This is a genomic window from Celeribacter indicus, assembly GCF_000819565.1.
GTDB lineage: Bacteria > Pseudomonadota > Alphaproteobacteria > Rhodobacterales > Rhodobacteraceae > Celeribacter > Celeribacter indicus.
Genome location: NZ_CP004393.1, coordinates 2,236,460 through 2,257,304 on the forward strand (window position 1 = coordinate 2,236,460; position 20,845 = coordinate 2,257,304).

At 68.6% G+C, this 20,845-nt stretch carries 20 protein-coding genes and 1 pseudogene; 11 read left to right on the forward strand and 10 right to left on the reverse strand.

The window, feature by feature from the left end; translation table 11 throughout:
• Positions 1-56: 56 nt before the first annotated feature.
• Together guaA and P73_RS11240 are read right to left on the reverse strand one after the other, a co-directional pair.
• Positions 57-1,628 (reverse strand): glutamine-hydrolyzing GMP synthase, encoded by a 1,572-nt coding sequence (gene guaA, locus P73_RS11235; RefSeq protein ID WP_043869621.1) that lies wholly within the window; start codon positions 1,626-1,628, stop codon positions 57-59.
• Between the two features lie 9 nt (positions 1,629-1,637).
• Complete coding sequence (locus P73_RS11240) at positions 1,638-2,051, reverse strand: DUF6477 family protein (RefSeq protein WP_074743198.1); 414 nt, start codon at positions 2,049-2,051, stop codon at positions 1,638-1,640.
• A 336-nt stretch (positions 2,052-2,387) separates the two neighbouring features.
• Between P73_RS11240 and P73_RS11245 the strand changes: the two genes are divergently transcribed.
• Complete coding sequence (locus P73_RS11245) at positions 2,388-3,554, forward strand: DUF6456 domain-containing protein (protein WP_052453566.1); 1,167 nt, start codon at positions 2,388-2,390, stop codon at positions 3,552-3,554.
• 127 nt (positions 3,555-3,681) lie between these two features.
• Positions 3,682-4,599, forward strand: coding sequence for a hydrogen peroxide-inducible genes activator (locus P73_RS11250; protein ID WP_043871641.1), 918 nt, complete (start codon positions 3,682-3,684; stop codon positions 4,597-4,599).
• Between the two features lie 172 nt (positions 4,600-4,771).
• On the opposite strand, the gene P73_RS11255 is transcribed toward P73_RS11250, so the two are convergent.
• The gene (locus tag P73_RS11255; protein ID WP_043869622.1) at positions 4,772-5,320 is read right to left on the reverse strand and encodes a peroxiredoxin; all 549 of its coding nucleotides are present in this window, start codon (positions 5,318-5,320) and stop codon (positions 4,772-4,774) included.
• 194 nt (positions 5,321-5,514) lie between these two features.
• Here P73_RS11255 and lipA point away from each other — a divergent pair, with 194 nt between their 5' ends.
• The 3 genes from lipA (at position 5,515) to P73_RS24400 (ending at position 8,559) form a co-directional block, all read left to right on the forward strand.
• Positions 5,515-6,465, forward strand: a complete 951-nt coding sequence (lipA, locus tag P73_RS11260) for a lipoyl synthase (RefSeq protein ID WP_043869623.1) — start codon at positions 5,515-5,517, stop codon at positions 6,463-6,465.
• Positions 6,465-7,577, forward strand: coding sequence for a THUMP domain-containing class I SAM-dependent RNA methyltransferase (locus tag P73_RS11265; RefSeq protein WP_043869624.1), 1,113 nt, complete (start codon positions 6,465-6,467; stop codon positions 7,575-7,577). The genes lipA and P73_RS11265 overlap by 1 nt, the downstream gene beginning before the upstream one ends.
• 88 nt (positions 7,578-7,665) lie before the next feature.
• Positions 7,666-8,559 (forward strand): LysR family transcriptional regulator, encoded by an 894-nt coding sequence (locus P73_RS24400; protein ID WP_052453204.1) that lies wholly within the window; start codon positions 7,666-7,668, stop codon positions 8,557-8,559.
• On the opposite strand, the gene P73_RS11275 is transcribed toward P73_RS24400, so the two are convergent.
• Entirely contained in the window at positions 8,540-8,734 is a 195-nt protein-coding gene (locus P73_RS11275) for a hypothetical protein (protein WP_043869625.1), read from the reverse strand. The genes P73_RS24400 and P73_RS11275 overlap by 20 nt on opposite strands.
• Positions 8,731-9,282, reverse strand: a complete 552-nt coding sequence (gene hpt, locus P73_RS11280) for a hypoxanthine phosphoribosyltransferase (RefSeq protein WP_043869626.1) — start codon at positions 9,280-9,282, stop codon at positions 8,731-8,733. The genes P73_RS11275 and hpt overlap by 4 nt, the downstream gene beginning before the upstream one ends.
• Before the next feature lie 67 nt (positions 9,283-9,349).
• On the opposite strand from hpt, the gene P73_RS11285 reads away from it, so the two are divergent.
• The gene (locus tag P73_RS11285) at positions 9,350-9,796 is read left to right on the forward strand and encodes a type II toxin-antitoxin system RatA family toxin (protein ID WP_043869627.1); all 447 of its coding nucleotides are present in this window, start codon (positions 9,350-9,352) and stop codon (positions 9,794-9,796) included.
• Here P73_RS11285 and P73_RS11290 read toward each other — a convergent pair whose 3' ends face one another.
• From P73_RS11290 to P73_RS11310, 5 genes and pseudogenes are all read right to left on the reverse strand, one after another.
• On the reverse strand, positions 9,797-10,552 hold the full coding sequence (locus P73_RS11290) for a sulfite exporter TauE/SafE family protein (protein ID WP_043869628.1): 756 nt from the start codon (positions 10,550-10,552) through the stop codon (positions 9,797-9,799). It lies immediately after the preceding gene.
• A gap of 103 nt (positions 10,553-10,655) precedes the next feature.
• Positions 10,656-11,083, reverse strand: a pseudogene (locus P73_RS24405) (ammonia channel protein); the annotation flags it as partial.
• A gap of 37 nt (positions 11,084-11,120) precedes the next feature.
• Positions 11,121-11,612, reverse strand: coding sequence for a CinA family protein (locus P73_RS11300; protein ID WP_043869629.1), 492 nt, complete (start codon positions 11,610-11,612; stop codon positions 11,121-11,123).
• Positions 11,609-12,109: a phosphatidylglycerophosphatase A family protein gene (locus P73_RS11305; protein ID WP_043869630.1), complete on the reverse strand. Its 501-nt coding sequence runs from the start codon at positions 12,107-12,109 to the stop codon at positions 11,609-11,611. The genes P73_RS11300 and P73_RS11305 overlap by 4 nt, the downstream gene beginning before the upstream one ends.
• A gap of 4 nt (positions 12,110-12,113) precedes the next feature.
• Positions 12,114-13,271 carry a bifunctional 2-C-methyl-D-erythritol 4-phosphate cytidylyltransferase/2-C-methyl-D-erythritol 2,4-cyclodiphosphate synthase gene (locus P73_RS11310; RefSeq protein WP_043869631.1) on the reverse strand — a complete coding sequence of 386 codons (1,158 nt, stop codon included), beginning with the start codon at positions 13,269-13,271 and terminating at the stop codon, positions 12,114-12,116.
• A 221-nt stretch (positions 13,272-13,492) separates the two neighbouring features.
• Between P73_RS11310 and dusB the strand changes: the two genes are divergently transcribed.
• The 5 genes from dusB (at position 13,493) to ntrX (ending at position 20,803) form a co-directional block, all read left to right on the forward strand.
• Positions 13,493-14,419, forward strand: a complete 927-nt coding sequence (gene dusB / locus P73_RS11315; RefSeq protein ID WP_052453567.1) for a tRNA dihydrouridine synthase DusB — start codon at positions 13,493-13,495, stop codon at positions 14,417-14,419.
• The gene (locus tag P73_RS11320; protein ID WP_043869633.1) at positions 14,416-15,495 is read left to right on the forward strand and encodes a two-component system sensor histidine kinase NtrB; all 1,080 of its coding nucleotides are present in this window, start codon (positions 14,416-14,418) and stop codon (positions 15,493-15,495) included. Before dusB ends, P73_RS11320 begins: the two co-directional genes overlap by 4 nt.
• 103 nt (positions 15,496-15,598) lie before the next feature.
• Positions 15,599-16,975, forward strand: a complete 1,377-nt coding sequence (locus tag P73_RS11325; RefSeq protein ID WP_043869634.1) for a response regulator — start codon at positions 15,599-15,601, stop codon at positions 16,973-16,975.
• Positions 16,976-17,155: 180 nt separating this feature from the next.
• Entirely contained in the window at positions 17,156-19,378 is a 2,223-nt protein-coding gene (locus tag P73_RS11330) for a sensor histidine kinase NtrY-like (RefSeq protein WP_043869635.1), read from the forward strand.
• A gap of 21 nt (positions 19,379-19,399) precedes the next feature.
• Complete coding sequence (gene ntrX, locus P73_RS11335) at positions 19,400-20,803, forward strand: nitrogen assimilation response regulator NtrX (RefSeq protein ID WP_043869636.1); 1,404 nt, start codon at positions 19,400-19,402, stop codon at positions 20,801-20,803.
• Positions 20,804-20,845: the final 42 nt, after the last annotated feature.

The following is a 20,845-nucleotide window of genomic DNA, read 5'->3' on the forward strand; positions in this document are numbered from 1 at the left end:
CGGAAAGGCGCCTCCGCGGGCGGAATGCGCCCTTGCAAATTTGCGGAGGCCGCGCCTTACTCGAGCTCGATCGTGCCCGGCGGCTTGGAGGTGCAGTCGTAGAAGACGCGGTTGATGCCCTTCACCTCGTTGATGATCCGGGTCGAGGTCTCGCCCAGGAACTCGTGGGTGAAGGGATAGTAATCCGCGGTCATCCCGTCCACGCTGGTCACGGCGCGCAGCGCCAGCGCATAGTCATAGGTGCGCCCGTCGCCCATCACGCCCACGGTGCGCATCGGCAGGATGGCGGCGAAGGCCTGCCAGATCTCGTCGTAGAGCCCGTGCTTGCGGATCTGGTCGATATAGATCGCGTCCGCCTTGCGCAGGATGTCGAGCTTGTCGCGGGTGATCTCACCGGGGCAGCGGATCGCAAGACCCGGTCCGGGGAAGGGGTGGCGGCCGATGAAGCTTGCCGGCAGGCCCAGCTCATGCCCCAGCGCGCGCACCTCGTCCTTGAACAGCTCGCGCAGCGGCTCGACCAGTTTGAGGCCCATCTTTTCGGGCAGCCCGCCCACGTTGTGATGCGACTTGATCGTAACCGACGGCCCGCCGGAGAAGCTGACGCTTTCGATGACATCCGGGTAAAGCGTGCCCTGGGCGAGGAACTCCGCCCCCTCGATCTTGTCGGCGTATTTCTGGAACACGTCGATGAACAGCTTGCCGATGGTCTTGCGCTTCGTTTCCGGGTCCGACACGCCCTCGAGCGCGCCGAGGAACAGCGCGCTCTCGTCGGCGTGGATGAGGTTCAGGTTGTAATTCTCGCGGAACATCTGCACGACCTGTTCCGCCTCTCCGAGCCGCAACAGCCCGTGGTCGACGAAGACGCAGGTCAGCTGGTCCCCGATCGCCTCGTGCAGCAGGATGCCCGTGACGGAACTGTCCACGCCGCCCGACAGCGCACAGATCACCTTTTTGTCGCCGACCTGGTCGCGGATCTTCGCGATCATCTCCTCGCGATAGGCGCCCATCGTCCAGTCGCCGGTGAAGCCCGCGAGGCGCACGAAATTCTCGTAGAGCGTCTTGCCGTTCGGGGTGTGGTGCACCTCGGGATGGAACTGCACCGCGTAGAAGCGGCGGTCGAGATCGGCGGTCATCGCAAAGGGCGCACCCGGCGAGGTGCCATAGACCTCGAAGCCGGGGGCGAGCGCGGCGACATGGTCGCCATGGCTCATCCAGACCTGTTCGCGGCCGGTGCCGTCGAGGAACCAGCCGTTGAAGAAATCCGTGTGCCGCTCCGTGGGCGCGACCCAGGCGCGGCCGAATTCGGCGGTATGGCTTTCGCCGGCCTCGACGCGCCCGCCGAGGTCCTGCATCATCACCTGCTGGCCGTAGCAGATGCCGAGGATCGGCACGCCCAGTCTGTAGGCCGATTGCGGCGGCCGCGGGGAGCCCTCCCGCGTCACCGAATCCGGTCCGCCGGAGAAGATGATCGCCTTCGGGGCGAATTCGGCGAGGAAGGCGTCGGTGACGTTCTGGTAGGGGTGGATTTCGCAATAGACATTCAGTTCCCGCAGGCGCCGCGCGATCAGCTGCGTCACCTGGGAGCCGAAGTCGATGATGAGGAGGCGGTCATGGGAAATCTGGGTCATGACCTGCCTTTATGCGCGCGCGCGGTGCGAGGCAAGACGGATTCCGGTTTCGCCGCTCCGGCGCAGCGCGATCGTCGCGCAAAACCCCCCGCCGGGGTCCGGCGGCGGCGCGGAGGGGCGGCGCAGCGGCGCGCGCGGCGCGCCCGCGGGCGGCAGCAGCCGTGCCTCCGCCATCAGCGCGATCAGCAGGTCCACATGGCGCACCACGTCATAGGCCCCCGTGCCGGAGCGCCGGCTCTCCTCGATCCGCGCCTCCTCCTCGATCAGCGCGGAGACGGCGCGGAGCGGCGAGGGGACGGTGGCGCTGCGCATCACCCGCAGCAGGTCGCGGTTGCGGTTGTAATCGGCCAGTCCCAGCCGCGCCGCGCGGATCAGCAGGCGCGGACGGCGAAGGTTCGAGAGAAGGGTGGCGACATCGGTCATCGGGGGTCTCCTGTTCGGGGTCTGCCGCATCCGGGGTCCGCCGCCGGGGGGGCGGGGACCGGCGTCGCGGTTCGGGACGAACAATGCCACGGCCGGGGGGCGTGTTGCGCCAGGGCGGGGGCGGGCGCGCGGTCGTTTCGCCGGGTGTTTACGTTTTGGCAGGTAATATGGCGAAACCGGGGCCGATTAACCTTTGTGTAACAAATGCAACTCATGGTTGTTTCTGGATTCGGGACAATATCGGGGAAATCCTGTGGATTTCCTGTGAATGGAAACGACCGGATCCGGAAAGACGGAATGACCAGAAACAGACTTCAGAACGAGGTTGGGGGAAAGATGTTGGAGACTTGGAAAGGGCCGACCCGGACGGGCGGCGGTGGCATCCCGGAATGGGTTCCGCAGGATGCGCAGAGATATCTCGCCCATACGGAACACGGGGATACGATCCGGGCGCTGGCGCGCAAGGGCGGCTGCGCGCCCTCGACCGTGATGCGGCAGGTGCGGAAGGTGGAACTGAAACGCGACGATCCGCTCGTCGACGAGGCGCTCGCCTGCCTGAGCCGCCTCGCGCCCGGCCCCGGATCGCCGCACGCGGCGCGCGAGGAGGGGCACGGCCCCGACGACAGCCAATCCAGGAAGGACGTCATGACGAAACACAGCCCGCCCGACCGCCGCAGCCCGCCCGATGACGCCACGATCGCGCGGGAGGCCCGCCGCATCCTGCGCCGCCTCTGCGAATCCGGCGCCTGCCTGGCCGTGGCGCGCGACATGGACCGGGCGGTGGTGGTGCGCGACCTTCCCGACGGGCGGGTGACACGCATCGCCGTGCTGGACCGTCCGGTCGCGCAGGCGATGGCGCTCAAGGACTGGATCGTGCCGCAGGCGCGGGGCAGGGTCACGCGCTACCGGATCAGCGCGGCGGGACGCGCGGCGCTGCGCGACCTGCTGGCCGAGGACCTGCGCCGGCCCGCGGGCTTTTCCGAGGCGCCCGCGGCGTTTCCCGTCCCCGCCTGCCTGCCGGGTTTCGGCCCGGAGGCGGGCGAGGAGAGCGAGACGGCCCGCCGCCTCCGCTACAGCGTGGCGGAGAGCCCGGTCATGGTGCTCTCGCGCCTGCGCGACAAGGGCGGCGCGGCCTTCCTGTCGCCCGAGCTCGTTGCCGCGGCGGAGCGGCTGCGCGAGGATTTCGAACTGGCGCAGATGAGCCCGCAGGAGACGCCGGACTGGGACCGCCTCCTCGCCGGCGGCGCACGGGGAGAGGTCGCCTGCGACCCGGCGGGATCCGGGCCGGAGGCGGCGGCCGCGCGCGTCGCCGCCGCCCTCGCGGATCTCGGGCCGGGCCTCGGGGATGTGGCGCTGCGCTGCTGCTGCTATCTCGAGGGGATGGCGCTTGCCGAAAAGCGCATGGGATGGTCGGCGCGCTCGGGCAAAATCGTCCTGCGCATCGCCCTGCAACGGCTCAGGACGCATTACGAGGCGGCGGGCTACAGCAACCTCATCGGTTAGCCGTGACGTCGAAGGAGGGGGCGCCCGGACCGGACGCCCTTCCGCCTGTCCCGACTGTCGCCGGAGTTCATAATGTTGCCTTATGAAAACATCTTTAATGGATCATTTTTTCCGATATACTGCGCCCATGATCACACTCCGGCAAATGACCTATTTCCTCGCCCTCGCGGAAACGCGCAGCTTTTCGGCGGCGGCCGAGCGGGTCCATGTCACCCAGCCCGCGCTGTCGCAGCAGATCAAGGAGATGGAGGCGACGCTCGGCACGCAGCTCGTCGAACGGCTGCCGCGCGACATCAGGCTGACGCGGGCGGGGCAGGTGGTGCTCGAGCGGACGCGCACGATTCTCGCCATGACCCGCGACCTGGAGGCGGAGATCCGGCTGTCGAAGGGGCTGCGCGGCCGTCTCGCCCTCGGGGTGATCCCGACCATCGCGCCCTATCTGCTGCCGCGGGCGCTGACGCGGATCCGTGCCGCCGCGCTCGATCTCGACATGCGCGTGCGCGAGGCGCAGACGGCGGAGCTGATCTCGCTCGTGGCGCATGGCCATCTCGACGCGGCGGTGATCGCGCTGCCCTACGACACCGAGGGGCTGACGGCGCGTCCGCTGTTCCGCGACCGGTTCCTCCTTGCCGGATCGCGGGACCGGATCGCGGCGGCGACCACCACGCCGCGGCCGACGGATCTGTCGCCCGACACGCTGCTCCTGCTCGAGGAGGGCCATTGCCTTGCCGATCAGGCGCTCGAGGTCTGCGGGCTGCGGCGGCAGCGCCGGACGGTGGATCTCGGCGCCTCGTCGCTCGCCACGCTCTGCGGGCTGGTGGCGCAGGGATTCGGCCTCACGCTCGTGCCCGAGCTCGCGCTCTGCACGGAGATGGCGGCGAGCCCGGACATGGCGGTCACGCGATTCACCGCGCCGGAGCCGTCGCGCACCGTCGCGCTGGTGCGGCGGCAATCGACCGAGGTGAAGGAATGGTTCACCGCGCTTGGCGACCTGCTGAGCGAGGCGGGCGAAGAGCTTCTGGCCGAGGCGCGGCGGCGCGGATGAGGGCGGGGCGGGGCCGACCGCCCGCCGCATCTGCCGCAACCGGTCCGAAGCCATGCGCGGCGGGAATTCCCGCTATGCGGAGGGCTTTCGCGGCGGCGGTTTTCTGCGGATGCGAAAAGGCCCGCGGATGTCCCCGCGGGCCTGTCATCCTTTCTCGCGGAGCGGGGCGCGCTCAGGCGACGGCTTCGGCCTTTTCGCCCTTGAGCCATTTCATCAGGTTTTCCGGCGAGGAGATGCCATAGGGATCTTCGCCGTGGTTGTCGCACAGGCCGGGCTCCTCGAACCACGCCTCTATCACGCCGTCGTTGACGATGGCGGCATAGCGCCAGGAGCGCAGGCCGAAGCCGAGGTTGTCCTTGCGCACCAGCATGCCCATGCGGCGGGTGAATTCGCCGGAGCCGTCCGGGATCACCTTCACGTTCTCAAGGCCCTGATCGGCCGCCCATTTGTTCATGACGAAGCTGTCGTTGACCGACATGCAGTAGATGTCGTCGATGCCCTGCTCCCGGAACGCGGCGCAGCCCTTCTCGAAGCCCGGAAGCTGGTAGGTCGAGCAGGTCGGGGTGAAGGCGCCGGGGAGGGAGAACAGGATCACGCGCTTGCCGGCGAAATACTCGGACGTCGTCTTGTCCTCCCACCGGAAGGGATTGGGCCCCTCGATGCTGTCGTCGCGGACACGGGTGTGGAAGGTCACTTCGGGAAGTTTGTAACCGGCTTTCATCTTTGAACTCCTTGCGGTTCTGCGCCGGATGCGGACCAGGCGCATCTTTCTGCCGGGGTCTCTCTAGAGCGATTCTAAACCGGCCTTCAATGCGCCGGCCCGGAAAAATGCCGCATCTGCGAAATGCGCGGATTTCGCGAGACATTTGCGGGCGGGTTGCCTATATCCTGAGCCAAAGCGAGAAAGGCTCCGTCATGCGCGATCTCAAGATCCCCGAGCAACGCCACCCGGAAAAGGCGCACCGTCCCGACAACGCCCAGCCGAAGAAACCCGACTGGATTCGCGTCAAGGCGCCGACCTCGAAGGGGTACAGGGACACCCACAGGATCATGCGCGAGCACAAGCTCGTCACGGTCTGCGAGGAGGCGGGCTGTCCGAACGCGGGCGAATGCTGGTCGCAGGGCCACGCCACGATGATGATCATGGGCGAGATCTGCACCCGCGGCTGCACCTTCTGCAACGTCGCCACCGGGCGGCCCGACGCGCTCGACGTGTTCGAACCGGGGCGGGTGGCCGACGCGGTGCAGAAGCTCGGGCTCAACCATGTCGTGATCACCTCGGTCGACCGCGACGATCTCGAGGACGGCGGCGCGGAGCATTTCGCCATGACCATCCGCGCGATCCGCAAGCGCAGCCCCGAAACCACGATCGAGATCCTGACGCCCGATTTCCTGAAATGCGCGCCCTCCGCGCTGGAGACGGTGGTCGAGGCGCGGCCCGACGTGTTCAACCACAATCTCGAGACCGTGCCGGGCCTCTATCACGAGGTGCGTCCGGGGGCGCGCTATTTCCATTCCCTGCGGCTGTTGCAGCGGGTGAAGGAGCTCGATCCGACGATGTTCACCAAATCGGGCCTGATGGCGGGTCTGGGCGAGAAGCGGGCGGAGGTGTTGCAGGTCATGGACGACATGCGCGCCGCCGATATCGACTTCCTGACCATCGGGCAATATCTCCAGCCGACGCCGAAACACCATGCGGTCGCGGAATTCGTCACGCCGGAGGCGTTCAGGGCCTATGAGAAGGCGGCCTATAACAAGGGCTTCCTGATGGTCTCCGCGACGCCGCTCACGCGCTCGTCCTATCACGCGGGCGACGATTTCGCCCGCCTGCGCGAGAACCGTCTCAAGAAGCTCGGTCGGGCCTAGTGTCCGCCACATTCGAGATCTTCCTCGGCACCCAGCCGGGGCTGGAGCCGTGTCTGCGCGAGGAGGCCGCGGAGGCGGGGTTTCCCGCGCCGGTGGCGGTCGGCGGCGGCGTGACCTTCCAGGGAAGCTGGGAGGATGTCATGCGCGCCAATCTCACGCTGCGGGGGGCGGCGCGGGTTCTGGCGCGGATCGGGGAGTTCCGCGCCTTCCACCTCGCCCAGCTCGACAAGCGGGCGCGCAAGTTCCCCTGGGGGGAGGTGCTGCGCCCCGATGTGCCGTTCCGGGTCGAGGTCGTGACCGGCAAGCGCAACAAGATCTATCACGCGGGCGCCGCGCAGGAGCGGATCGAGCGGGCGATCACCGAGGAGCTCGGCGCGCCGGTCTCACCCGAGGCGGAGGTGGTGCTCAAGGTGCGGATCGAGGACGATACCGTGATCCTTTCCGTCGATACCTCCGGCGAGGCGCTGCACAAGCGCGGCTACAAGGCGGGTGTCGGCAAGGCGCCGATGCGGGAGACGATGGCGGCGCTGTTCCTGCGCGCCTGCGGCTATCGCGGCACGGAGTCGGTGCTCGATCCGATGTGCGGTTCGGGCACGTTCGTGATCGAGGCGGCGGAATGGGCGCGGGGGCTGATGCCCGGCCGCGCGCGGCGCTTCGCCTTCGAGCATCTGGTGCCCTGCGACGCCGGGGCGCTTGCGCGGCTCAGGGAGGGCTGGCGGTCTTCCGGGACGGATCTCGCCTTCCACGGCTCCGACCGTAACGTGAACGTGATCGGCATGGCGACGGAGAATGCCGCGCGGGCGGGGGTCGGCGATCTGTGCCGGTTCGCGCCTGTCCCGGTCTCTGCCGTGGAGCGCCCGGCGGGGCCGCCCGGCCTCGTGATCGTGAACCCGCCCTATGGCGCGCGGATCGGGAAGAAGAAGGATCTCTATGCGCTCTACGGCGCCTTCGGCCAGGTGATGGCGGAGCGGTTCTCCGGCTGGCGCGTGGGGATGATCACCTCCGACGGGCAACTCGCGCAGGCGACGGGGCTGCCCTGGCTGCCGGTGGGCGCGCCGGTCGCCCATGGCGGGCTCAGGGTGCGCCTCTACCGGACCGCGGCCTTGCCCTGAGGCGCGGCATCGCCAACTGATTTCCCTCAAGGTACGGGCGTTCCGGCCGTGCTAGCGTGAAACGGGGTCCGGACAGGAGGGATGAGTGATGAAGGGGCCGAACTGGGACGATTTCCGTTTCGTGCTTGCCGTGGCGCGGTCGGGGTCCGTGTCGGGGGCCGCCCGCGAGCTTGGCGTCAACCATGCGACCGTGCTGCGCCGGGTGGCGGCCTTCGAGGACCGGCTGGGCGTCGAACTCTTCGTGAAATCCGTGCGGGGTTACGAGATCCCGCCCGAAAAGCTGCGCCTGATCGAGGCGGCGCGCGAGGTCGAGGCCGCTGTCGGCGCCGTCGAGCGGCTTGCGCGGGCGGGGGAGGCGCCGCTGTCGGGGGTGATCCGGGTGACCTCGACCGACAGTTTCTGTCACGCGGTCCTGCCGCCCGTTCTCGCCCGGCTTTCGACGCAGGCGCCGGCCCTGTCCTTCGAACTCCTGTCGACCAATGCCCATCTCGACCTCGCGCGGCTGCATGCCGACGTGACGGTGCGCCCGACGCTGAAACTGCCCGAGGATCTGCATGGCGAGGTCGCGGTGCAGATGGCCTTCGGCTTCTATGCCGCCTCCGTGGAGGTGCCCGCCGACCGCTGGCTCGGGCTCACGGGCCCGATCGGGCGGTCCTATCTGGCCACGCGGCTGCGCGACGAGCTGGAGCGGCGACGCGTCACCTTCACCGCCGCGGCCGACAGTTTCCTGTCGCTGCTGTCGCTTGCGGAGGCGGGGATGGGGCGGGTGATGCTGCCGGCCTTCCTCGGCAATGCCTCACCCCGGCTCGTGCCCGTCGCCCCGGCGATCGAGGCGGCGCCGGTGCCGGTCTATGTCGCCTCCCATGTCGATCTCGCCGACGCGCCGCGGCTGCGGCAGGCACGGGCGCGCATCGGCGCGGCGCTCGCGCGGGAGGAGGCGCGGATGATGGGGCGGCTGCCGGTCACGGCGAAGCGGGCGTGACCTTCACCCGCGTCTTGCCGTTGACCTGCATCCAGTCCGGCAGGCCAGCCGTCCGCTCCACCGCGAAAAGCGCGAGGCAGAGGGCGATCACCACGAGTACGAGCCTGACCCGCGCCGCCGAGGGCGGACGCTGCGCCCAGCGTTTCGCGCGCAGGAGCCAGCGCAGCTCGCTCATGCCGGGGCCTCCCCGTCGAACACGACCGAGCCGATATAGGGCAGGTTGCGGTTGGCCTGCGCATAGTCGATGCCATAGCCCACGACGAAGGCGTCGGGGATCTCGAACCCGGTCCATGTCGCCTTGAGATCGACCTCGCGCCGGGTGGGCTTGTCGAGCAGCGCGATGGTCTCGAGCCGGCGCGGGTTGCGCGCGGCGAGCAGCTTGAGCACCGCGGCGAGCGTGTGGCCGGTGTCCACGATGTCCTCGACGACGAGCACGTCGCGCCCCTCGATCTGGCCGCGGATGTCCTTGAGGATGCGCACCTCGCGCGAGCTTTGCATCGCGTTGCCGTAGGAGGAGGTTTCGAGGAAGTCGACCTCCACGTTCATGTCCAGTTCGCGCACCAGATCGGCGATGAAGACGAAGGAGCCCCTGAGCAGCCCGATCACCACGAGCTTGTCCGTGTCCCTGTAGCTCTTGCGGATCTCCCGCGCGAGCTCCTCGATCCGGGCGGCGATCGCCTTGGCCGAAATCATGGTCTCGATGTGATAAGGCCGCTGCGTCATGCTATCCCCTTGCATTTTCCGCCGATGCCCTAGACATAACAGGGCGCACAGAGAAAACCCAGAGACCATGCCGACGCATCAGGAAACAAGACATCTCCCCTACACGGCCCAGCAAATGTACGACCTCGTGGCCGATGTGGAAAGCTATCCGCAATTCCTGCCGTGGAACGCCGCCGCGCGCATCCGAAGCCGCGAGGAGTGCGGCGCGTACGAGATGATGCACGCGGATCTGGTGATTTCCTTCAAGGTGTTCCGCGAGAAATTCGGCTCCCGCGTGAAGCTCTACAAGGACGAGCGCCGCATCGACACGGAATATCTCGACGGGCCGTTCCGCTACATGAAGAGCTGGTGGAAGTTCCGCGACGCGGAGGACGGCGGCTGCGAGGTGGAGTTCTTCGTCGATTTCGAGTTCAGGAACGCGATCCTGCAAGGCGTGATCGGCATGGTGTTCAACGACGCGATGCAGCGGATCGTGCGCGCCTTCGAGCGCCGCGCGCAGGCGCTCTACGGCTGATCACGCGCCAAGGCTTCGGACGAGGAAGATCACGGTCATCGCCGCGCCGACCGCGGTGATGAACTGTTTCAGCCGCCGCGTATCGGTGATCCGGCGCGCGTGATGCGCCCCGAGGAACCCGCCCGCGATCATCGCCGCGGCCAGGAGCGCGGCCATGTCCCAGGCGATCACCCCCGCCGCGACATAGGTCGCCGCGGAGACGAGCGACAGCAGCGCGGAGAGCGCGTTCTTCAGCCCGTTCATCGCATGCAGGTCGGTGAAGCCGATGAGGCCCAGCACCGCGAGCAGCATGATCCCGAGGCCGCCGTTGAAATAGCCGCCGTAGACGGAGACGAGGGACAGCGCCACCGCGGCGGCGAGCGGGCCGAGGCGGTCGCGGGCGAACAGCCGGCGCACGATCCGCGGCCCGCCCGCGAAGAGCACGGTGGCCAGCGCCATGAGCCAGGGCACCACCGCGAGGAAGGTGTCGTTGGGCGTCACCAGCAGCAGGAGCGCGCCCGCCAGCCCGCCCGCCGAGGCGAGCGCGATCATCCGTCCGGCGGGCATGGTGGCGGTGGTCGCGAGGTCGCGGCGATAGGCCCAGACGCTGCTCACATAGCCGGGCAGGGCGGTGAGCGTCGCCGTCGCGTTGGCGGAGACCGGCGGGACGCCCGCGAAGATCAGCGCCGGCAGGGTGAGGAAGGTGCCGCCGCCCGCCACCGCGTTCAGCGCGCCGCCCGCGACCCCGGCGAGGAGCACGGCGATGAGTTCCAGCATGGTAGTCTCCTCCCGACCGTCCGGTCCCGTGTCGTAGCGGCGCGCGGCGCGCGGGGCAAAGGAAAAGCGGCCCCGCGAGGCCGCTTTCTCGTCATCGGGGCGATCACGAGGCGTGATCCCAGGCGCTTTCGCCATGCCGGGCGAGGTCGAGGCCGGGATGTTCCGTCTCCGGGTCGACGCGGACCTCCGTCGCCAGCCGGCACAGGAGGACGCGCGCGGCGGTGACGGTGCAGGTGAACGGCCCGACGATCCCGAACGCGCCGAGCGGGACGATCCAGCTGCCTTTGCCGAAGGCTGCGATCATCACCGTGCCGAAGATGCCGCCGACCCCGTGTCCCGCGAAGACGTCGGGCGTGTCGTCGATGCGGAGGCGGGTGCGGATGAGGGTCACCATTTCCTGACAGAGGACGCCGGCGACCGCGCCGATCGCCAGTGCCCCGAGCGGGCCGGCGAAGTCGGAGGCGGGGGGATCGACGCGAGCCCGGCGATGGTGCCGGTGTCGAGGTCCGCGAGGGAGGCCATGCCGTCTTTTCCGGTCGATGCGCCATATTCGACCTGATTTCCATCGTCAGGGCAGGGCGAGTGCCTCCCGCAGCAGTCCGAGCGCATGGGCGACGGTCGCGCGCCGCACCTCGGCCCGGCCGCGGGGTCCGAATTCGACGGTTTCGGTGCGCGTCTCCCGGCCTGCCGCGGCGAGGCCGAAACAGACGCGGCCCTCGGGCTTGTGCTCCGATCCGCCGGGGCCGGCGATGCCGGTCACGGAGACGGCGATCTGTGCGGCGGAGTGTGCGCGCGCGCCCTCGGCCATCTCGCGCGCGACCTCCTCGGAGACTGCGCCATGGGCGGCGAGCGTGTCGGCGCGGACGCCGAGCATGTCGCGCTTTGCCGCGTTGGAATAGGTGACGAAGCCGCGGTCGACCACGTCCGAGGCGCCCGCGATCTCGGTCAGCGCGCCGATGACGAGCCCGCCGGTGCAGCTTTCGGCGGTCGCGAGCCGGAGCCCCTGCGCGCGGGCGCGGGACAGGACGTCTTCGGCCAGGGCGAGGGGCAGGTCGGTCATCGCATCATCACCCCGTGGGCGATGCCGGCGGCGAGGAGGACGACCACCGCGGCGAAGACGCCGGCGAGCGCGTCGTCGAGCATCACGCCGAAGGCGTCGTTGCGCCGGTCCGCCCGGCCGATGATCCAGGGTTTCCAGATGTCGAACAGGCGGAAGGCGAGAAAGCCCGTGAGATAGCCCGGCCAGAGCGCGGAGGAGGGCACGCCCATGGCCGCGGCCCCGAGGGTGACCGGCAGCAGCGCGATCCACTGGCCGGCGACCTCGTCGATGACGATGAAGGAGGGGTCGTGGTCGGCCGCGCCCGCGGTCAGCGTGCCCACGGCCCAGATCCCGCCGAGGAAGACGGCGACCAGGGCGACGAGCACGCCGAGCGGGCCGGCGATCTCGTGGATCGCCCAGAACAGCGCCACGGCCGCCGCCGAGCCCCATGTGCCGGAGGCCGGGGTGAGATAGCCCACGCGGGCGAGGGTGGCGACGAATTCGGCAAGTTGTCTCATCTCTCTATCCTTTGATCAGCGCCGCGGTGGCAAGGGCCGCGATTCCCTCTTCCCGGCCGGTGAAGCCGAGCCGCTCGGAGGTCGTCGCCTTGACCGAGACGCGGTCGACATCCACCTCCATGATCTGGCAAAGCGCGCTGCGCATGGCAAGCGCGTGCGGCCCCACCTTTGGCCTTTCGCAGACGAGCGTGACGTCGCAGTTCATCATCTCATAGCCCATCCCGCGGGCAAGGCCGATGGCGTGGCGCAGGAAGATATGGCTTTCCGCGCCCTTCCATTGCGGGTCGGACGGCGGGAAATGCTGGCCGATATCGCCGCGGGCAAGCGCGCCGTAGATCGCATCGGTGAGCGCGTGCATGCCCACATCGGCGTCGGAATGGCCCTGGAGACCGCGCCCGTGCGGCAGTTTGACGCCGCAGAGCCAGACGTGGTCGCCGTCGCCGAAACGGTGCACGTCATAGCCGTTGCCGAGCCTGATATCCATGGCGGTCTCCTGTGTCGCGCGCTGCCGCAGCAGGGCTTCGGCCCGGTCGATGTCGCCGGGACGGGTGATCTTGAAATTCTCTTCCGAACCTTCGGTGATGGCGACGGTCAGGCCCGCGGAGCGCGCGACCTCGACATCGTCGGCGGCCGCGCCGGAGAAGGCGCGATGCGCGGCGAGGATCGCGGCGAAGTCGAACCCCTGCGGCGTCTGGGCGCGGAACAGCCCGCCGCGGTCGCGGGCGCCGTCGACGGTGAGGCCGCTCGGCCCGGCGCTGCCCTGCCAGAGCGCGTCGGTGAGCGCGAGGGCGGGGGCGGCGGCGGCATGGGTGGCGAGGGCTGCGAGCACCTCGGCGATCACCGCGCCGGGCACGAGGGCGCGCGCGGCGTCATGGATCAGCACGCGGTCGATGCCGCGGCCTTCGAGCGCGGCGAGGCCGTGCGCGACCGAGGCGGAGCGGTGATCGCCGCCGGCGACGAGCGTCACCTCGGGAAGCGTCTGTGCCAGCGCGAGGTCGTCGGGGTGGTGCACGACGACGATCTCCGCGACGAAGGGGCGGAAGGCGGCGATGGCATGGTCGATGACCCGGCGTCCCCCGAGGCTCTGCCATTGCTTCGGCAGGGGCCCGCCCGCGCGGGTGCCGCGGCCGGCGGCGACGATCACGACTGCATCTTTTCCCATCGCTTCGGCATAATCCGTGGCGCGCGGGCTTGCAATGGCGCGAATTTGCGCGGGCGTGTGAGTAAATTTTGTGCAAACGCCATTTTTCGCCGGATTTCGCGCCGCGACTCTTTGCGACTCGCCCGCGCGCCGGATACCTCTGTCTGGACTGCTCAAGGATTAATCGCTTGCCTCTTGAATTGGCGCATCTGACGCTCGACCCGCCAGTGTTCCTCGCCCCCATGGCGGGAATCACGGATCTGCCCTTCCGCAACCTCGTCACCTCCTTCGGCGCGGGGCTCGTCGTCTCGGAGATGGTGGCCTCCCACGACATGCTGAACGCCCGCCCCGGCGCGCGGGAAAAGGCGGAGCTGGGATTCGGCGTCGAGCGCACGGCGGTGCAGCTCGCGGGGCGCGAGGCGGAGCCGATGGCGCGCGCCGCGAAGATGGCAGAGGCGAACGGGGCGCAGATCATCGACATCAACATGGGCTGCCCGGCAAAGAAGGTGGTCTCGGGCTATTCCGGCTCGGCGCTGATGCGCGATCCCGACCACGCGCTGACGCTGATCGAGGCGGTGGTGGGCGCGGTGTCCGTGCCGGTGACGCTGAAGACGCGGCTCGGCTGGGACGACCGGCTGCTGAACGCGCCGGAGATCGCGCGGCGCGCGGAGGCGGCGGGGGTGCGGATGATCACGATCCACGGACGCACCCGCTGCCAGTTCTACAAGGGCCGGGCCGACTGGGCGGCGATCCGCGCGGTGAAGGCGGCGGTTTCGGTGCCGGTGGTGGCCAATGGCGACATCACCTCGCCCGAGGCGGCGCGCGAGGCGCTGGCGCTCTCGGGCGCCGACGGGGTGATGATCGGGCGCGGCGCGCAGGGGCGGCCCTGGCTGCTGGCGCAGGTGGCCGCCAATCTCGCCGGACGGCCGGTCCCCGCGGCGCCGGAGGGGGCGGCCCTCGCGGAACTCGTCGCCGGCCATTACGAGGCGGCGCTCGCCTTCTATGGCGCGGCGCTGGGGGTGCGGGTGATGCGCAAGCACCTCGGCTGGTACATGGACCGGGCGGGCACGCCCGCGGCGCTGCGCCGCCGGGTGCTGACCGAACGGGATCCGCGCGCGGTCGCCGGTCTGCTGCCGGAGGCTCTCGCCCTGGAAGGAGTTGCCGCATGAGCGACAGACGCTTCGACACGCTATGGCCCTCCCTGCCGGTGCCGGGCCTGCTCATCGACCGGGAGGACGGGATCGCGGAGGTGAATTCCGCCGCCGAGCTGTTCCTGAACGCCTCGGCCAAATCGCTCACCGGCGTGCCGGTGTTCGACAAGCTCGCCATCGACGCGCCGCTCGAGGAGGCATTCTCCCGCGTGCGCCGCGACGATTCCGCGATGTTCATCAACAATGTCGATGTGTCGGGCGGCAATGCGCCGCCGGTGCAGTGCAACATCCAGATCGCGCCGCTTCAGGGCATGGAGGGCTGGCTCATCCTGCTGATGGAGCCGCGCCAGATCGCCGACCGGCTCGGGCGCTCGCACCAGGTCAAGAGCTCGGCGCGTTCGGCCATCGGCATGGCGGAAATGCTCGCCCACGAGATCAAGAACCCGCTCGCCGGCATCACCGGCGCGGCGCAACTCCTGTCGATGAGCCTCAGCCCCGAGGATCTCGAGCTGACGGATCTGATCGTCGCCGAAAGCCGCCGGATCGTCGCGCTGCTCGAACAGGTGGAGCAGTTCGGCAACCTGCGCCCGCCGGAAAAACGCGCGATCAACATCCACGACCTGATCGACCGGGCGCGAAAATCCGCCGAGCTGTCCTATGGCGCGAACATGAAGTTCGTGGAGGAGTTCGACCCGTCGCTGCCGCCGACCTTCGTCGACGGCGACCAGCTTCTCCAGGTGCTTCTCAACCTGTTCAAGAACGCATCCGAGGCGGCGGCGCGGGAGGGCGGCACCATCCGGATCCGCACCTTCTACGATCTGTCCCTGCGGCTGCGGCGCAAGGACGGGACCGGGGCGGCCCTGCCGCTCCAGGTCGAGATCATCGACGACGGTCCGGGTTTGCCACCGGAGATCGCAGCCGATATCTTCGAACCATTCGTGTCAGGGAGGGAAAACGGGACGGGGCTCGGCCTCGCGCTCGTCTCGAAGATCATTTCCGACCACGAGGGATGGATTTCCGTGGACTCTGTCCCCGGCAAGACGGTGTTTCGCATCTCACTTCCGGTCGCGCCGCGCGAGCCGCGCCGTGGCTGAGGGGGAGGCGTCATAAGAGTGTAAAATTCCCCGTTCAGAAGGGGCTTCGCACGGGCGGAACGACGATGTGCCCCCTTGCGCGGGAACGACAAGGAGAAAGACAATGGATGGCACGATCCTCGTCGCCGATGACGACCGGACGATCCGCACGGTTCTGACCCAGGCGCTCACCCGCGCAGGCTGCAAGGTGCACGCGACCTCCTCGCTCGTCACGCTGATGCGCTGGGTGGAGGAGGGCAAGGGCGATCTGGTGATCTCCGACGTGATGATGCCCGACGGCAACGGGCTCGAGGCGCTGCCGAAGATCGCCGAACAGCGTCCCGGCCTGCCGGTGATCGTGATCTCCGCGCAGAACACGATCATGACCGCGATCCAGGCGGCGGAGGCGGAGGCCTTCGACTACCTGCCGAAACCCTTCGACCTTCCCGACCTGATGAAGCGCGCGGCCAAGGCGCTCGAGGTCAAGCGCCGCGCCAATCCCGCCCCCTCGACGGCGAAGGCGCCCTCGGAAGGGCCGAAGGAGGACCTGCCGCTCGTCGGGCGCACGCCGGCGATGCAGACGCTCTATCGCCTTGTCGCCCGCGTGATGAACACCGATCTGCCGGTGCTGATCACCGGGGAGAGCGGCACCGGCAAGTCGCTCATCGCCCGCGCGATCCACGATTTCTCCGACCGGCGCACGCTGCCCTTCGTGGTGGTGTCGGCCTCCGATCTCGCGACGATGGAGGGCCCGGCCTCGGTGATCTCGCGGGCGAAGAACGGGTCGATCCTGTTCGACGAGGTCGGCGATCTCGACGAGGAGGCGCAGGCGCGGATCGTGCGCATGCTCGACAGCTTCACCGACAATGCGCCGCGGATCATGGCGACCTCGCAGGCCAATCTGGCGGCGAAGATGGAATCGGGCGCCTTCCGCCAGGACCTGTTCTACCGGCTGGGCGGGGTGACGATCTCCGTGCCGAGCCTGCGGGAGCGGGTGGACGACATCCCGCTGCTCGCGGAATTCTTCCTCGCCAAGGCAGAGCGCGACGGCCTGTCCACGCGCCGCTTCACCGGCGAGGCGCTCGAACTCGTGCGCGCCTACAGCTGGCCGGGGAACGTGCGCCAGCTCGAGAACACGATCCGCCGGCTCATCGTCACCTCGGCGGAGGAGGAGATCACCCGCGCCGAGGTGGAGCTCGTGCTCGGCAACCAGCCGGCGATCGAGCCGCTCCAGGGCGGCGGCGACGGCGAAAAGCTGTCGGCCTCCGTCGCCAAGCACCTGCGCCGCTATTTCGACCTGCACGGCGGGGTGCTGCCGCCGCCGGGCCTCTACCAGCGGATCCTGAAGGAGGTGGAGCAGCCGCTCATAGAGATCGCCCTCGACGCGGTGGGCGGAAATCAGGCGAAATGTGCGGATCTTCTGGGCATCAACCGCAATACCTTGCGCAAGAAGATCAATGACCTCGATATTCAGGTGACACGGCGCCGCAAGCTGATGTAAATAGGACACATCCGTGGTGATTTGGGCTCAGTGACGGCGAAAGCACGTTCCCTGCGTCCTCAAGGCCACGGCGTTCCGCGGGCAGACGTCAACGAGCAAGGCGCGCGCGGGGCTGGATGTGGTCCTTTACGAGGTTGGGCAGTGGCACAGGCAGTCGGCAAGCGAAGCTGGAACAGGCTCATGCGCCTGCGCCGTCAGCGGCGTCTCCAGGATGCCGCGACGGTCGCGGTGGTCGTGCTCGGCCCGCTGCTCGCCATCGTCACCGTCCTCGTGCTCGGTCCGCTCGACCACGGCCATGCCTCCAACGTGCTGCGCGGCGTGCTCCTGGCGGATATCGTCTATGTGCTCATCGTCGCCGGCCTCGTGGCGCAGCGCATCGCCCGGATGATCGCCGCCCGCCGCGCCCATTCGGAGGGCTCGCGGCTCCACCTGCGGCTGTCCGGCGTGTTCCTGCTTCTCGCGCTCATCCCGACGGTGACCGTGGCGGTCTTTGCTGTCGTGACGGTGAATTTCGGGCTCGAGGGCTGGTTCTCCGACCGGGTGCGCAACGTGGTCGGCTCCTCGCTCGAGGCGGCGAAGGCCTATGAGACGGAGCATCGCGACGGTCTGGCGGAGGACACGCGGGCGCTCGCCGGCTTCCTGATCGAGCGGCGCCGGCAGGTCACGATCCTGCCCGACGGCGCGCTGCGCCAGGTGCTCAACCAGGGGCAGGGGCTGATCCAGCGCGGCCTGCGCGAAGCCTATGTGATCGACCGCGCGGGAGAGATCCGGGCGCGGGGAGAACGCTCCTACCTGTTCAACTACGAACGTCCCACCGAGGCGCAGCGCGCCCGCGCGGAGACGGGCGAGCTCGTGCTGATCGACGACTGGGACCATAACGAAAGCCGCGCCCTGCAACGGCTTGCGGGGTTTGCCGACCGCTATCTCTATGTCACGCGCGACGTGGACGGAAAGATCCTCAGCCTGCTCGACGAGACGCAGGACAGCATCGCGCTTTACAACCAGCTCGAAAGCGACCGCGGGCGGCTGCTGTTCGAGTTCGGCCTGCTCTACATCGGCTTTGCCATCGTCCTCATCCTCGTGGCGACCTGGATCGGCCTGTGGTTCGCGGAACGGCTCGCCCGTCCGATCGGGCGGCTGGCGGGCGCGGCGCAGCGGGTCGGGGAGGGGGACCTGTCGGTTCGCGTCGCCGAGGCGGAGGGCCAGGACGAGATCGCGACGCTGGGGCGGGTCTTCAACCAGATGACCCGCCAGCTCAAGGTGCAGCGCAACGAGCTTCTGGAGCGCAACGAGCAGATCGACCAGCGGCGCCGGCTGTTCGACAGCGTGCTCTCCTCGGTGACGGCGGGGGTGATCGGGCTCGACGCCTCGGGGCGCGTGACGCTGTCCAACCGTTCGGCGCAGACGCTTCTGTCGCTCGGAACGCGCGACGTGACCGGCGAGAACCTGGGCCTGCTGGTGCCGGAATTCGGCCCGCTCTTCGACACCCTGCGCGGGCAGGGGCGGGAGGTGGTCCAGGAGGAGATCCGGCTGATCCGCTCCGGCGCGCAGGAAAGCCTGCTCGTGCGGATCGCCACCCGGCGGGATGTCGAGGGGCTGCTCGAAGGCTATGTGGTGGTCTTCGACGACGTCACCGACCTCGTGAGCGCGCAGCGGCTCGCCGCCTGGGGCGATGTCGCCCGGCGGATCGCGCATGAGATCAAGAACCCGCTCACGCCGATCCAGCTTTCGGCGGAGCGGATCCTGAGGAAGTTCGGCCGGGGCCTCGACGAGGAGACGCGGGCGGATCTCGAGCAATATACCTCCGTCATCGTGCGCCAGACCGGCGACCTGCGGCGGATCGTCGACGAGTTTTCCAAATTCGCGCGGATGCCCTCGCCCGAGCGGCGGGAGCAGGATCTCGTCGCGCTGGTGCGCGGCGCGGTGCTGTTGCAGCAGAATGCCCAGCCCGACGTGACCATCGTCTCGGAGATCGCGCCGGCGACGGCCTGGGCGGAGGTCGATGCGACGATGATCGGTCAGGCGCTCACCAATCTTATAAAGAATGCCGGGGAAGCCATTGACACGCTTTACGAAACCGGCGTTCCGGAAGGCCATGTGCCGACCGTGCGCGTGACGCTCGCCTGCGAAGGACAGGAGGCGGTGATCGAGATCGCGGACAATGGCATCGGCCTGCCGGAGGACCGGTCGCGGCTGTTCGAGCCCTATGTCACGACGCGCGAGAAAGGCACCGGGCTGGGCCTGCCGATCGTCAAGAAGATCATCGAGGAGCATGGCGGTACGCTGACGCTGTCGGATGGCGTGCCGCTCGATCCCTCGGGCCGGATCGGGGCGCGGGCGACCATTCGCCTTGCGCTTTTGAAGGAACGTGAAGTTCAACAAGAACAGAAACTTGCAGTGTAGTATTGAAGTGGGGACAGAGCCATGCCGGACATTCTGATCGTCGATGACGAGCGCGACATCCGTGAGTTGATCGGGGATATTCTCCGGGACGAGGGATACGAGACCCGGCTGGCCTCGAACTCGGACGAATGTCTGCGCGAGATCGGCGCGGGTGTGCCCTCGCTCATGATCCTCGACATCTGGCTCAAGGACAGCGACATGGACGGGATCGACATCCTCAAGCATGTCAAGCGCGAGCACCCCGAGGTGCCGATCATCATCATCTCCGGCCACGGCAATATCGAGATCGCGGTGGCGGCGATCAAGCAGGGCGCCTATGACTTCATCGAGAAGCCCTTCAACATCGACCAGCTCATGGTGGTGATCGGCCGCGCGATGGAGACCTCGCGGCTCAGGCGCGAGAATGCCACGCTGAAGCGGTCGGGCGGCGCGGAGGTGGAGATGATCGGCATCTCCACCGCGTTCAAGCAGCTCAAGTCCAATCTCGAGAAGGTCACGCGCTCGAACGGGCGGGTGATGCTCACTGGGCCTGCGGGCGTCGGCAAGGAGGTTGCGGCGCGCTACATCCACCTCAATTCCGACCGCCGCGAGGCGCCCTTCGTGACCGTCTCCTCCGCCACGATCGCGCCGGAGCGGATGGAGGAGGTGCTGTTCGGCCGCGAAAGCCCGGAGCGGGGGGTCGAGAAGGGGCTTCTCGAGGAGGCCAGCGGCGGCGTGATCTATTTCGACGAGGTGGCGGACATGCCGCTCGGCACCCAGTCGAAGATCCTGCGCGTCCTGGTCGAGCAGAAATTCACCCGCGTCGGCGGGGCGGGCAAGGTCTCCGTCGACCTGCGCGTGATCTCCTCCACCTCGCGCGACCTCCAGGGAGAGATCCTCGCCGGGACCTTCCGCGAGGAGCTCTATCACCGGCTGAACGTCGTGCCGATCGAGGTGCCCGCGCTCGAGAAGCGGCGCGAGGACATTCCCGAACTCGCGCGCCATTTCATCGCGCAGCTTAACCGCGTGCAGGGCCTGCCGCTGCGGGAGCTGTCGGAGGATGCGGCGGCGATGCTCCAGACGATGAGCTGGCCGGGCAACGTGCGGCAGCTCAAGAACGTGATCGAGCGGGTGCTGATCCTCGGCGACAGCACGGGGGAGATCGACGCCGCCGAACTGCCCGCGCAGGAGGGCGGGGTGGACGAGGGCGGCGCGATGCTGTCGCCGGCCATCGCGACCCTGCCGCTGCGCGAGGCGCGGGAGATGTTCGAGCGCGAATACCTGCTGACCCAGATCAACCGGTTCGGCGGGAACATCTCGCGCACCGCCACCTTCGTCGGGATGGAACGCTCGGCGCTGCACCGCAAGCTCAAGTCGCTGGGCGTCGTCACCGGCACGAAACAGGGCGGGCGCGTGGCCTATGTCTCCGAAGACGCGGCGCAATAGCGCCGCGAAGACCGCCCGTCCCCACGGCAGGCGCATTGACCG